The sequence below is a fragment of the Frigoribacterium sp. PvP032 genome, from assembly GCF_017833035.1.
GTDB lineage: Bacteria > Actinomycetota > Actinomycetes > Actinomycetales > Microbacteriaceae > Frigoribacterium.
The window spans coordinates 1,854,954-1,867,732 of sequence record NZ_JAFIBM010000001.1 but is presented as its reverse complement, the minus strand read 5'-3'; the positions used below and the strand labels follow the sequence as shown (position 1 = coordinate 1,867,732).

Here is a 12,779-nt window from a genome sequence, read left to right as displayed (position 1 = left end):
CCTAGGGGCCGCCGAGCCAGTGGTCGATCCGGTGATGGTCAGGCTGGAAGCCGTTCTGCACGCCCCAGAGAACGGCCTGGGTGCGGCTCGTCGCGCCGATCCGCCGGTAGACCGACCGGATGTACGACTTGACCGTGTTCGGGCTCAGGTAGGTCAGGGCCGCGACCTCGGCGTTGCTCTTGCCCTGCGTGATCAGGGCGAGGATCTCCGACTCGCGGTCGGTGATGCCCTCCCGGCGACCGGGCCAGTCGAGGCCGGGCGCGCTCGGCGCACGACCGCGCACGTCGCTGACGACCTGCTCCCCGTGGTGGACCGCCTCGAGCGCCTCCACGAGCTCGCGCGCGGTCAGGGTCTTCGAGAGGTAGCCGTGCACGCCCTGCGCGAGGGCCGCCTCCACCAGTTCGGGGTGGAAGTTCCAGGTGTAGACGACCACCTTGCCGGCCGCGGGGTTGGCGACGAGCTCGGCGAGCTCGTGGTGGTCGGACTCGGGCTGCGCGAAGGAGTCGTAGAGGACGACGTCGACCTGGTCGGACAAGGAGGTGGTGGCGTCGATCTCGGCGACGACGACCCGGTCGCGGTACCGGTCGAACATGTGGGCGAGGCCGGCCAGCACGACGTCGTAGTCGTCGACGAGCGCGACGGTGATCGAGCGGGGCGGGGCGAGGGTCATGACGACACCATCCCACCCCGAGGGGTGTGCCGCCACACCTGCAGGGGTGGTCTGCTGAGCTGTGCGACGCCGCGGCACCGACGGTGCCCGTCGCTCACCTCTCCCGGAAGGAGAACACCATGATCGGTCTCATCATCAGCCTGCTCGTCATCGGCCTCATCGCAGGGTTCATCGCCCGGGCGGTCGTGCCCGGACGTCAGGGCCTCTCGATCGCCATGACGATCCTCCTCGGCGTCATCGGCTCGTTCGTCGGCGGTTTCCTCGGCTTCCTGCTCTTCCAGCACGACCCGACCGACGGCTTCTTCCAGCCCGCCGGCATCATCGGCTCGATCATCGGCGCGATCGTCGTCCTCGCGATCTGGGTCGCCGTCTCGGGCCGACGCAGCGCCGCCCGCCGCTAGGCGACGACCGCTGCCGTCGCGGGGGTGCGCCGGGCCGTCACGGACGTCCCGGCCCCTCGCCCCGTGGTGGCGAACACGCTCAGCGCCCGGCGGCGTGGCGGGCATCCACGTCGGCCGCCGTCAGGGCGACGTCGTAGACCGCGGTGTTCTCCAGATCGCCTCGGTAGTGCGGGCTCGACGGCGCCTCCGGCCACACTCCCCCCACCGTGTCGTAGCCGATCCGCCACCAGCCGAAGAAGTTCTCTGCCGAGGCCTGCGGCGAGGACGCCACCTGCGCCCCGTCCACGTACATGGCCATGCCGGACCCGTCGAGGGTGACGGTGGCGAGGTGCCACGCCCCGTCGGCGTAGGAGGCGGTGCTCGACATCGTGTACTGCTGGCCGCTGTACACGCCGAAGACGAGCGTGCCCCGGTTCGTGAGGTAGAGGTGCCGGTCATACTGGGTCGACGCCCCCGCCTGGCTGTTGCCGAAGCCGACGAGCTTGCCGCCGGAGGTCGTCGTCGTCCGGAACCACGTCTCGATCGAGAAGACCTGGGGCGCCCTCAGCCTCTCGGCCGTCGTGACCTGCCCGGTCACCCCGTCGAGCGTCAGCCACGGACTCGGGCCGGACGCGCACGACCCGCTCTGGATCGCCGCGCCCTGCGTGAGCGTGCCCGCGCGCCCGTTGCCGCTGCCGTCCCGCAGCGACGTCCCGACTCCGTCGTTGTACTGGTACGCGAAGTGCGCCTGCGCGGCCACCGGGCGATCGAGGCAGGCGAAGCGGGACGTCGCGAGGCTGCTCGCCGTCGAGGTCGTGCCGGCGAACGCGGAGTGGCTCGAGCCCACCACGAGCAGCAGCACGGCCACGCTGCTGACGACCGCGAGCAACGTCCCCGACGCCCTGGCCGCCCAGGTCCTCGTCGTCACGGGGGCACGCGCACGATGGCGGGACGGGCCGAGCGGGTCGACCGCCTCCTCGTCGCCCCTCGGCTCGAGCCGGGTCAGGGCGATCAGCGCCAGCACGACGAGCGACGCCAGCAGGCCACCGGCGACGCGGTCGCCGCCGTGCCAGAGCATCAGGGAGCCGACGGCGGGCACGAGCAGGACGCCCACGCCGTGGACGTCCTCGACAGGGACCGGGCTCGAGTCGACCGTCGCGTTGGCGTCGCCCTGCAGCCGGAGCCCGTCGGCGGTGCTCTCGACCACCCGGTGCAGCCGCAGCTCGCCCGGTCGGTCGGGGTCGTCCACGAGCAGGACCTGCCCGGGGACGAGCTCGTCGGCGTCCAGGGGCATCGCCACCACGACGTCGCCCGCCACGATCGTCGGCGCCATCGACCCCGAGACGACGGTGGTGGGCGACCAGCCCCAGAGGGCCGGCACGGCTGCCCAGAGGAGGAGGCACACGGCCGTCGTGAGGACCATCCGCGCACACGTCGCCACGCACAGGGCACCCCAGAAGGAGACGGCCGTGCGGCCGTGCTGCGGCGCGATGGTGGTGGTCATGACAGAGCTCCCGCTCTCCGCGGTCGACCAGGGTCGACCGATGGTCAGCGGGTCTGGGCCTCCCAGGTGAAGGCGAGGGCGGCACGGGAGTCCTGCCCGGTGTTCGGCGTGGCCGAGCTCAGCGTGTACGTGAACTGGAACGAGCGCGACTCGGGGGCGGTGCCCGACGGCGACCAGGTAGGCGCGCCGGTCGCGTAGCCGGCGCGCTGGCTCGCGAAGTCCGCGAGCGTGCCCGACCAGACCTGGGCGTCCTGGGTCGCCGGCGTGAACCCGTCGCACGACGCGCTCGACCCGCCGGTGCCCTGCACGACGCGCAGGTCGAGGTAGGACGAGAGCGAGTTCGTCGTCGTGGCCGAGGTGCCGTAGAGCCTGACCGCCGACGGCAGGGTGCCCTTCGACGTGACCGTGATGCACTTGCTCCCCGTGTCGCCGGGCTTCAGACCGGACGCCGAGAACAGGGCGACGTCGGAGTCGTCGTCCGAGAGCTGGACGGTGCCGGTCGACCAGTTGCTGGTCGGGCTCGACGTGGTGGCGGAGAACGCCGAGTACGAGGCGGTCGAGATGATCGCGCCGGAGGCGATCACGGCGACGGGCAGGGCTGCCCAGCGGGCACGGCGCGTCCAGCGGGCGCGGCTGATCGTTCGGGACATGTCGGGAGGTCTCTCGGGTAGCGCCTCGGCAGCCCCCGGTGGTGCCGGTCGGGGTGGGACTCACGAGGGTCGGCACGGTGCCGATGAGGGGACGGTACCGACGGGGCGCCGAGGCGGTAAGGGGTCGGGTGTCCCCAGAGAGGGGGATGCGGCTGTACCCCGCGCGTTTCTGCGCCTGCTCCGCCACGCGGCCGGACGTCGACACTCGTTCTGCGTACGTCGTCCCCTCGAGGCCACACTGGAGCTGGCGACGAACTCGTGCCGGCGGACGCCGTGACGGCACGGCTCGTCGCAGACCACCCGAGCTCGAGAACGGGAGCCCCTCACCGTGATTGACCGACACCTGCCGGCGGGCATCGACGACGTCGCCTTCGCCTACTTCGAGCGCGAGGTCCGGAACTCGTCCGCCGACCCTCGCGTCCTGCGCCACGTCCCCGAGCACGTCAGGGCGAGGCTGCCGTTCCGAGCACGCCGACACGAGGCATGGGCCTGGGCCCGCGACGACTTCAAGGGCTACCCGACCGAGTCGTTCACCGAGCTGTGGACCTGGCTGCGATCCCTCGGCGTGCTGCGCTCGCCGACATCGGATGAGAGGGCCGCCATGGCCGAGGCACGGGAGCTGACGGGTGCCGACGTCCCCACGGGGAGCGACGTGGTCGATGTCGACCGGCTTCGCGAGATGTTCCCCGCCGTGCACGAGGAGCTCATGCGCCAGTGACGACGGTGGCAGACGACGTCGACATGACGTCGTCTGGAGCGACCTGCCGCAAAGCAAGAGAGATCGGTGCCTCAGTCGCCCCCGCGAGCCGGTTCGCCGGTGATCCGCGGTCCGATCTCTCTCGAATTCGAGAAAGACACCCTCGGCAGCGAGCCAGGGTCCGTGAGAGGGCCCGGGTCTCCTGCCCTAGTCGGACAGCTCGCCCGGGGCGAGCCGCACCTCCTCGGCGTCGAGCCTCGCCTGCACCTGGCGCAGCACCGTGTCGTCGATGCGCCCCTCGTCGCGGAGGCGGACGACGGTGCCGCGCTTGCGGTGCAGCAGCTCGAGCCGCAGCTCCCGGTACTGCTGGTCGCGGCGCACGTCGTCGTCCTCCTCGGCCGAGACGTCGCCGGCCTCGACGACGCGCAGGTGCGCCTCCTGCTCCTCGCGGGCACGGTCCTCGACCTCCTGGTCCACCTCGAGGTCGCGGGCGACCTCGGCGAGGGCGTCCAGTGCCTCCTCGGCTGCGGTGGTCTCGGCGAGACGGCGCTCCTCGACGACGCCGGTGTCCTCGGGCAGCGACGCCCAGCGGACGACGGCGGGCAGCAGCAGCCCCTGCACGACGAGCGTGACCACGATGACGCCGGAGGTGACGAAGACGATCATGTCGCGGTCGGGGAAGTCGTTCCCGGTCGTGAGCACGAGCGGCACGCCGAGCGCCGCCGCGAGCGACACCGCTCCGCGGAACCCGGACAGCCCGCTGAGGATCCGCGCCCGGTCGCTCACCCGCCGCAGGCGCTGCTGCGGCCGCCGGTCGACAGCTCGGATCGTGTACGCCGCGACGAACAGGAACGCGATCCGGACGACGATCAGCGTGACGCTGATGACGACCACCGACAGGACGCCGGTGGCGACGAGACGTCCGTCCAGTCCGCGCACCGCCGTCTGCAGCTCGAGCCCCACGAGGACGAACAAGGAGGCGTTGAGCAAGAACGTCGACAGGCTCCAGAAGGCGTCCGACTGGCGCCGGGTCGCGGCGCGGTCCCGCCTCGGTGCCGCCTGGCTCAGCGCCAGCCCGGCGATGACGACCGCCAGGACGCCGGACGACTCCACCGACTCGGCGACCAGGTACGCGACGAACGGGGTGAGGATCGTGATCACCGTCTCCTGGAGCGGGTCGTCGAGCCGAGCCCTGACCCGCTTCACCGCCCACGCCAGTGCCAGCCCGATGAGCACGCCTCCCCCGTAGGCGAGCACGACGAGCCAGCTGATCCGCAACGGCGTCGCCTCGTCCTCCCCCACCACGACGGCGACCGCGAGCCCGTAGATGACGAGCGCGGTGCCGTCGTTCACCAGGCTCTCGGCGCGCAGGGTCGTCACCGTGCGGCGCGGCAGCGACTTCGTGAAGGCGCCCACGGCGGTCGCGTCGGTGGGGGCGACGGCGGCGCCGAGCACCCAGGCGGGACCCCAGGGCATGCCGAGGAGGTGCGCGACGGTCGCCACCGCGGCAGCCGTCGCCACGACGAGCACCGTGCTCGTCAGCACGATGCCCCGGAGGTTCGCACTGATCTCGCGCAGCGACGTGGTGAGGCTCTCCCAGAACAGCAAGGCCGGGAGGAACAGGAACAGGACGACCTCCGGCGGCAGCTGGACCTCGCGCAGGGCCGGGACGAAGCCGAGCAGGATCCCGGTCGCGAGCAGCAGGATCGGCGGGGCGACGTGCAGGCGACTCGCCAGGCCGCTGCAGATGAGCACGGCGGCGCCGAGCACGACGACGATCTCGAGACCGAGCACGATGGTTCCTCACGCAGACGCGGGCCCTCGTGGCCTGCTCCTGCGAGCCAACTCGGTCGCCAGCCCGTCTGACGGGCCCTGACAGTACGTGCCTCGACGCCGGGAGTCGCACGGTCAGACGACGGTGGGCCCTACCGGGCTCGAACCGATGACATCCACGGTGTAAACGTGGCGCTCTACCAACTGAGCTAAAGGCCCTCGCGCCGGTCGAGCCGGGCGAGCAGGAGACACGCTATCGCGAAGGAGGCGCACTGTGCGCCTCCCCCGCCCCTCAGGCCGGGACGGACGTGAGCTGGTCGAGCGCCGCGCGGTAGTCGGCCAGCGACCGCGCCTGGCCGGGCTCCGTCAGGAAGTGCTCGCGGATGACGCCGTCGACGTCGATGAGGAAGGTGGCGCGGGTGGCGAAGCCCTTGTGCTCGAGGAACACGCCGTACTCCTTCGAGACCTCGCCGTGCGGCCAAAAGTCGGCCAGGAGGGTGAAGTCGTAGCCCTCCTCCTCGGCGAAGGCCCGCAGGGTCGCCTTCGAGTCGACCGAGATGCCGATCAGCTCGACGCGGGCGTCCTGGAACATCGAGAGGTTGTCGCGCAGCGTGCAGAGCTCGGCCGTGCACGTGCTGGAGAAGGCCAGGGGGAAGAACACGAGGGCGACGGGACGCACGCCGCGGTAGTCCGCCAGGCGCACGTGCTCGCCGAACTGGTTCGGCAGATCGAAGTCGGGAGCCTGGATGTCGTTCTCCAGAGCCATGAGCACGTTCCTTCCGCGCCGGTCCGGGCGACCGACGTCAACACGATGAGCGATGCTACGCCTCCGACGGCCCCGCGCGAGGACGTTCTCCCAGGGCGTGCCGAGCCTCCGTCGGCGGAGGCAACTAGACTCGCCAGGCCAGTGCGCGACGCCGACTCGGGACCCGAGCCGTGTCGAGCTGGCCGCCGTGCGCCCCCGTGGGGCGGCGGCTGTTGTCCACCACACACGAGTGATAGAGGTCAAGGGTGACGGTAAACGATCAGGATCCGTACACGGTCGACACGACCGACCAGGATCCCGAGGAGACCGCCGAGTGGAGGGAGTCGCTCGACTCCCTCGTCGCGGCGCAGGGTCACGAACGCGCACGTCAGATCATGAAGAGCCTGCTGTCTCGCTCGAGCGAGCTGCACCTCGGCGTGCCCATGGTCCCGAAGACGGACTACGTGAACACGATCGCCCCCGAGGACGAGCCGGAGTTCCCCGGTGACGAAGAACTCGAGCGTCGCTACCGCCGCTGGGTCCGCTGGAACGCGGCCGTCACGGTGCACCGCGCGCAGCGGCCCGGGGTCTCGGTCGGCGGCCACATCTCGACCTACGCCTCCTCGGCTGCCCTCTACGAGGTCGGCTACAACCACTTCTTCCGTGGCCAGGACCACGCCGGCGGCGGCGACCAGGTCTTCTTCCAGGGCCACGCCTCCCCCGGCATGTACGCCCGCGCCTTCCTCGAGGGGCGCCTCGGCACCGATCAGCTCGACGGGTTCCGCCAGGAGAAGTCGCACCCCACCGGCGGCCTCAGCTCGTACCCGCACCCCCGGCTCATGCCGCAGTTCTGGCAGTTCCCGACCGTGTCGATGGGCCTCGGGCCGATCAACGCGATCTACCAGGCCCAGGTCGCCAAGTACCTGACGAACCGCGGCATCAAGGATGCCTCCGACCAGCAGGTCTGGGCGTTCCTCGGCGACGGCGAGATGGACGAGGTCGAGAGCCGCGGCCAGCTCCAGGTGGCGGCCAACGAGGGGCTCGACAACCTCAACTTCGTCATCAACTGCAACCTTCAGCGCCTCGACGGACCGGTCCGCGGCAACGGCAAGATCATCCAGGAGCTCGAGAGCTTCTTCCGCGGCGCGGGCTGGAACGTCATCAAGGTCGTCTGGGGCCGCGAGTGGGACGACCTGCTCAAGCGGGACACCGAGGGTGCCCTGCTCAACCTGATGAACACGACGCCCGACGGTGATTTCCAGACCTACAAGGCCGAGAGCGGCGCGTACGTCCGCGAGAACTTCTTCGGCCGCGACCCGCGCGCCCTCGAGCTCGTGAAGGACTTCACCGACGACCAGGTCTGGAACCTGAAGCGCGGCGGCCACGACTACAAGAAGGTCTACGCGGCCTTCAAGGCCGCCTCCGAGCACAAGGGCCAGCCCACCGTCATCCTCGCGAAGACCGTCAAGGGCTACGGCCTCGGCCCTGCCTTCGAGGGCCGCAACGCGACCCACCAGATGAAGAAGCTCACGCTCGACAACCTCAAGCAGTTCCGTGACGAGATGCGCATCCCGATCAGCGACGCGCAGCTCGACGAGAACCCGTACCTGCCGCCCTACTACCACCCGGGCGACGGCGACGAGGCGATCCAGTACCTGCACGAGCGCCGTCGCGCGCTCGGCGGCTACGTGCCGGAGCGCCGCAGCAAGTACACCGGGATCGCGGTGCCGGAGGCGAAGTCCTACGACGTCGTCCGCAAGGGCTCTGGCAAGCAGGAGGTGGCCACCACGATGGCCTTCGCCCGCCTGCTGAAGGACCTGCTGCGCTCCCCCGACTTCGGTCACCGGATCGTCCCGATCATCCCGGACGAGGCCCGCACCTTCGGCATGGACGCGTACTTCCCCACGTCGAAGATCTACAACCCCAACGGGCAGCACTACACGTCAGTCGACCGCGAGCTGCTGCTGGCGTACAAGGAGAGCCCCCAGGGCCAGCTCCTGCACGTCGGCATCAACGAGGCCGGCGCGTTCGCGGCCTTCACCGCCGTGGGCACGTCGTACTCGACGCAGGGCGAGCCGCTCATCCCGGTCTACGTCTTCTACTCGATGTTCGGCTTCCAGCGCACCGGCGACGCGATGTGGGCGGCGGGCGACCAGATGGCCCGTGGGTTCATCATCGGCGCCACGGCGGGTCGGACGACGCTCACCGGCGAGGGCCTGCAGCACGCCGACGGCCACTCGCTGCTGCTCGCCTCGACCAACCCGGCCGTCGTCTCGTACGACCCGGCGTACGGCTACGAGCTCGGGCACATCGTCAAGGCGGGCATGGACCGCATGTACGGGAAGAACGACGACGGCACGCCGTCGCACGACGACCCGAACGTGATGTTCTACATCACCGTCTACAACGAGCCGATGCAGCAGCCGGTCGAGCCGGACGACCTCGACGTCGACGGCGTCGTGCGGGGCATCTACAAGCTCAAGGGCGCCGAGAACCTCGGCCCCCGCGCGCAGCTCCTCGCGTCGGGCGTCGGGGTCCGCTGGGCCCTCGAGGCACAGCAGCTCCTCGCCGACGACTGGAACGTCGCCGCCGACGTGTGGAGCGTCACCTCGTGGAACGAGCTGCGCCGGGACGGCCTCGAGGCAGAGGAGCACAACTTCCTCAACCCGAGCGCCGAGCCCCGCACGCCGTACGTCACCGAGAAGCTCGAGGGCTCCGAGGGTCCGGTCATCGCGACGTCCGACTTCATGGCTGCCGTGCCCGACCAGATCCGCGAGTACGTGCCCGGCGACTACCTGACGCTCGGCGCCGACGGCTTCGGCTTCTCGGACACCCGCGCGGCCGCACGTCGGTTCTTCAAGATCGACGGCCCCTCCATGGTGGTCCGCACGCTGCAGGCGCTCGCCCGTCGGGGCGACGTCGACCGCGGCGTCGTCCAGCAGGCGATCGACCGCTACCAGCTGCACGACGTGACGGCCGGCACCAGCGGCACCGCCGGCGGGGAGAGCTGACGACCGCGTGAGCGCCGAGCGGGTCCCGGCCTCGCCGATGGAGCCGTCCGCGGCCACGAAGGAGCGAACGCTCGCGTGGCTGCGGACGGTGTCCGGCGAGTTGTCCACGGCGACCATCAAGCGGCTGGAAGAGACGCTGCCCTGGTACGGCGACATGCCGCCCGGTCGCCGCTCGGCGGTGGGGCTCGTCGCCCAGGCGGGCATCACCTCCTTCATCAGCTGGTTCGACGACCCTCGGTCGACCCCGTGGATCGCCGCCGACGTGTTCGGCGCCGCACCTCGTGAGCTGCTCCGCTCCATCAGCCTGCAGCAGACCCTGCAGCTCATCCGGGTCACGGTCGAGGTGGTCGAGGAGCGCGTCAAGGACGGCGACGACAGCCTGCGGGAGGCGATCCTCCTGTACTCGAGGGAGATCGCGTTCGCCTCGGCGGACGTCTACGCCCGTGCCGCCGAGGCGCGTGGCCTCTGGGACGCCCGGCTCGAGGCCCTCGTGGTCGACTCGATCCTGCGGGGCGAGTACGACGACGAGCTGCCGAGCCGCATCGCGGCCCTCGGCTGGCACGGCCACGGCGAGGTCTCGGTGCTGGTCGGGACGGCGCCCCGGATGCTCGACGTCGACCAGCTCCGTCGCACGGCGCGGCACCTCGACGCCGATGTGCTGATCGGCGTGCAGGGCAGTCGGCTGGTGCTCGTCATCGGCCGGGCCGAGCAGGAGACCGACGAGAACGGCGTCTCGACCTCGCAGCCCCCCTTCACCGACATCGCCACGGCCCTCGAGCCCGGCTTCGGCGAGGGCCACCTCGTCCTCGGCCACGAGGTGCCGAGCCTCGTCGAGGCCGCGCAGAGCGCCAAGGCCGCCCTCGCCGGGTTCGCCGTGGCACGGTCGTGGCGGAACGCGCCCCGTCCCGTCCTCGCCGACGACCTCCTCCCCGAGCGCGCCCTTGCCGGCGACCCCCTGGCCAGGTCCACCCTCGTGAACCGCATCTACAAGCCGCTCAAGACCCACTCGACCGAGTTGCTCACGACGCTGTGGTGCTATCTCGACAACGGCCGCTCGCTCGAGGCCACGGCGCGCGAGCTGTTCGTCCACCCGAACACGGTCCGCTACCGCCTGAAGCGCGTGTCCGACGTGATCGGCTGGGACGCCACCGGTTCGCGGGAGGCCATCGTGCTGCAGTCCGCGCTCATCCTCGGCTCCATCTCCGACCCCGACGGCCAGGCTCCTCGGCGACGCTGAACCGCCGCCCCGGCCTCGCCGGACACGCCTCGGCTGTGGCCATCCACAGTGTCCGAGGCGATCTTTGGTCGAGTTGCTCCACACGGCAGGGGCAGGTCGTTGGCATGATGGACCGGTGATCGTCGTCGTAGCGCCCGGACAGGGCTCCCAGTCCCCCGGATTCCTCGAGCCCTGGCTGGAGGACGGCGCCCAGCGCAGCCTCCTCGAGCAGCTGTCCGAGTCGGCCGGGGTCGACCTCGTCGCCCACGGCACGACGTCGGACGCCGACACCATCCGCGACACCGCGGTGGCCCAGCCCCTGATCGTCGCCGCCGGCCTGCTCACGGCTCGCGCCCTCTTCTCCCGCGTCGACCGCAGCCGGGTCAGCGGCGTCGCCGGCCACTCGGTCGGCGAGTTCACCGCTGCCGCCGTCGCCGGCGTGCTGAGCGACGACGACGCCGTCCGCCTGGTCGCCGAGCGCGGCCGTGCCATGGCCGAGGCCGCGGCGCTGGTCGAGACCGGCATGAGCGCCGTCCTCGGCGGCGACGAGGCAGAGCTCGCCGCCCGCCTCGAGGCGCTCGGGCTCACCGCCGCGAACCACAACGGCGGCGGCCAGGTCGTCGTCGCCGGAGAGCTCGGTGCCCTGGCCGCACTGGCCGCCGAGCCGCCTGCGAAGAGCCGTGTCGTCCCGCTGCAGGTCGCCGGTGCGTTCCACACGCGCTTCATGGAGCCGGCCGTCGCGCGCCTCCGCACCGCCGCCTCCTCGGTCACCGCCTCCGACCCGACCCTGCGTCTCTGGACGAACCACGACGGCAGCGCCGTCGACTCCGGCAGCCGCTTCGTCGAGCTGCTCGTCGGCCAGGTGTCCTCGCCCGTCCGGTGGGACGCCGTCATGACCTCGTTCGCCGACGCCGGGGTCACCGGCATCGTCGAGCTCGCCCCGGCGGGCGCCCTCACCGGCCTCGCCAAGCGCGCGCTGCGCGGAGTCCCCTCCGTCGCCGTGAAGACACCAGACGACCTGCAGGCCGCCGTCGACCTCCTCGAGGGAGCAGAATGACCACCCCCCAGCTCAAGCAGCACCACGGTGCCGAGTACACGCGCATCCTCTCGATCGGTGCGGCCCGCGGCGACCAGGTCGTGCCGAACGCCGACATCGTCGAGCCGATCGACTCCAGCGACGAGTGGATCCAGCAGCGCACCGGCGTCGTGACCCGCGTGAGGGCCTCCTCCGAGGTGCACGTCGTCGACCTCGCCCAGGCCGCGGCGAACGAGGCCATCGCGAAGGCCGGCATCCGTCCCGACCAGATCGGCGTGGTGCTCGTCTCCACCATCAGCGGCGGTGTGGCGACGCCCTCCGTCGCCTCGCTGCTCGCCGAGAAGATCGGTGCGAACCCGGCCGCCGCCTACGACATCTCGGCCGCCTGCGCCGGCTACGCCTACGGCATCGCCCAGGCCGACTCCTTCGTGAAGTCGGGCCTCGCCGAGTACGTGCTCGTCGTCGGCGCCGAGAAGCTCAGCGACTTCATCGACCCGACCGACCGCACCATCTCGTTCCTCCTCGGCGACGGGGCGGGCGCGGCGGTCGTCGGAGCGAGCGACACCCCGGGCATCGCCCCCACCGTGTGGGGCAGCGACGGCTCGAAGTGGGACGCGATCCGCATGACGAACACCATGCAGGAGTACCGCGCCGGCGCCGGCGAGGTCGCCTGGCCCACGCTCCGCCAGGAGGGCCAGACCGTCTTCCGCTGGGCAGTGTGGGAGATGGTCAAGGTCGCCAAGCAGGCGCTCGAGCAGGCAGGGATCACGAGCGACCAGCTCGCCGCGTTCGTGCCGCACCAGGCCAACATGCGCATCGTCGACGAGTTCGCCAAGCAGCTCGGCCTGCCGGAGACCGTCGTCATCGCCAGGGACATCGCGACGACAGGCAACACGTCCGCCGCCAGCATCCCGCTCGCGACCCACCGCCTCCTCGAGGAGAACCCCGGGCTCAGCGGCGGCCTGTCGCTGCAGATCGGCTTCGGGGCCGGCCTCGTCTTCGGCGCCCAGGTGGTCGTCCTCCCGTAGCGCGCCGCGACGGCTCGCCGCCGCCGCCCTGTATAGGCTTTACCCCGGTCACCACGACACCCCCTCAAG

The 12,779-nt window shown here is 71.2% G+C and carries 11 protein-coding genes and 1 tRNA gene; 6 read left to right on the top strand and 6 right to left on the bottom strand.

All coding sequences use genetic code 11. The annotated features are described in order from the left end of the window. Window position 1: 1 nt before the first annotated feature. The gene (locus JOE35_RS08600; protein ID WP_209560746.1) at window positions 2-670 is read right to left on the bottom strand and encodes a LuxR C-terminal-related transcriptional regulator; all 669 of its coding nucleotides are present in this window, start codon (window positions 668-670) and stop codon (window positions 2-4) included. A gap of 119 nt (window positions 671-789) precedes the next feature. On the opposite strand from JOE35_RS08600, the gene JOE35_RS08595 reads away from it, so the two are divergent. Continuing rightward, window positions 790-1,071, top strand: a complete 282-nt coding sequence (locus tag JOE35_RS08595) for a GlsB/YeaQ/YmgE family stress response membrane protein (RefSeq protein ID WP_146900448.1) — start codon at window positions 790-792, stop codon at window positions 1,069-1,071. Between the two features lie 79 nt (window positions 1,072-1,150). On the opposite strand, the gene JOE35_RS08590 is transcribed toward JOE35_RS08595, so the two are convergent. Further along, on the bottom strand, window positions 1,151-2,554 hold the full coding sequence (locus tag JOE35_RS08590; protein WP_209560745.1) for a LamG-like jellyroll fold domain-containing protein: 1,404 nt from the start codon (window positions 2,552-2,554) through the stop codon (window positions 1,151-1,153). A gap of 44 nt (window positions 2,555-2,598) precedes the next feature. Beyond that, the gene (locus JOE35_RS08585) at window positions 2,599-3,204 is read right to left on the bottom strand and encodes a hypothetical protein (protein WP_209560744.1); all 606 of its coding nucleotides are present in this window, start codon (window positions 3,202-3,204) and stop codon (window positions 2,599-2,601) included. 328 nt (window positions 3,205-3,532) lie between these two features. Here JOE35_RS08585 and JOE35_RS08580 point away from each other — a divergent pair, with 328 nt between their 5' ends. After that, window positions 3,533-3,922, top strand: coding sequence for a hypothetical protein (locus JOE35_RS08580; protein WP_209560743.1), 390 nt, complete (start codon window positions 3,533-3,535; stop codon window positions 3,920-3,922). A gap of 186 nt (window positions 3,923-4,108) precedes the next feature. On the opposite strand, the gene JOE35_RS08575 is transcribed toward JOE35_RS08580, so the two are convergent. The 3 genes from JOE35_RS08575 to JOE35_RS08565 all read right to left on the bottom strand — a co-directional run bounded on the left by JOE35_RS08575 (window position 4,109) and on the right by JOE35_RS08565 (window position 6,440). Next, a complete protein-coding gene (locus JOE35_RS08575; protein WP_209560742.1) occupies window positions 4,109-5,695 on the bottom strand; it encodes a Na+/H+ antiporter in 1,587 nt (528 codons plus the stop codon). A gap of 125 nt (window positions 5,696-5,820) precedes the next feature. Then, window positions 5,821-5,893 (bottom strand) — tRNA-Val (locus JOE35_RS08570). A 73-nt stretch (window positions 5,894-5,966) separates the two neighbouring features. Continuing rightward, window positions 5,967-6,440 (bottom strand): peroxiredoxin, encoded by a 474-nt coding sequence (locus JOE35_RS08565; RefSeq protein WP_209560741.1) that lies wholly within the window; start codon window positions 6,438-6,440, stop codon window positions 5,967-5,969. Window positions 6,441-6,685: 245 nt separating this feature from the next. Here JOE35_RS08565 and aceE point away from each other — a divergent pair, with 245 nt between their 5' ends. The 4 genes from aceE to JOE35_RS08545 all read left to right on the top strand — a co-directional run bounded on the left by aceE (window position 6,686) and on the right by JOE35_RS08545 (window position 12,710). Continuing rightward, entirely contained in the window at window positions 6,686-9,430 is a 2,745-nt protein-coding gene (gene aceE / locus JOE35_RS08560) for a pyruvate dehydrogenase (acetyl-transferring), homodimeric type (protein ID WP_209560740.1), read from the top strand. A gap of 37 nt (window positions 9,431-9,467) precedes the next feature. After that, entirely contained in the window at window positions 9,468-10,667 is a 1,200-nt protein-coding gene (locus JOE35_RS08555) for a CdaR family transcriptional regulator (protein WP_209561953.1), read from the top strand. Window positions 10,668-10,782: 115 nt separating this feature from the next. Continuing rightward, entirely contained in the window at window positions 10,783-11,703 is a 921-nt protein-coding gene (locus JOE35_RS08550; RefSeq protein WP_209560739.1) for an ACP S-malonyltransferase, read from the top strand. Next, window positions 11,700-12,710, top strand: coding sequence for a beta-ketoacyl-ACP synthase III (locus tag JOE35_RS08545; RefSeq protein WP_209560738.1), 1,011 nt, complete (start codon window positions 11,700-11,702; stop codon window positions 12,708-12,710). The genes JOE35_RS08550 and JOE35_RS08545 overlap by 4 nt, the downstream gene beginning before the upstream one ends. Window positions 12,711-12,779: the final 69 nt, after the last annotated feature.

Bases quoted from the DNA above. Each gene is read 5' to 3' on its own strand.
- JOE35_RS08595 (WP_146900448.1), top strand. From the start codon at position 790: ATGATCGGTCTCATCATCAGCCTGCTCGTCATCGGCCTCATCGCAGGG.
- JOE35_RS08545 (WP_209560738.1), top strand. From the start codon at position 11,700: ATGACCACCCCCCAGCTCAAGCAGCACCACGGTGCCGAGTACACGCGC.
- JOE35_RS08590 (WP_209560745.1), bottom strand. From the start codon at position 2,554: ATGACCACCACCATCGCGCCGCAGCACGGCCGCACGGCCGTCTCCTTC.
- JOE35_RS08555 (WP_209561953.1), top strand. From the start codon at position 9,468: ATGGAGCCGTCCGCGGCCACGAAGGAGCGAACGCTCGCGTGGCTGCGG.
- JOE35_RS08600 (WP_209560746.1), bottom strand. From the start codon at position 670: ATGACCCTCGCCCCGCCCCGCTCGATCACCGTCGCGCTCGTCGACGAC.
- JOE35_RS08585 (WP_209560744.1), bottom strand. From the start codon at position 3,204: ATGTCCCGAACGATCAGCCGCGCCCGCTGGACGCGCCGTGCCCGCTGG.
- JOE35_RS08565 (WP_209560741.1), bottom strand. From the start codon at position 6,440: ATGGCTCTGGAGAACGACATCCAGGCTCCCGACTTCGATCTGCCGAAC.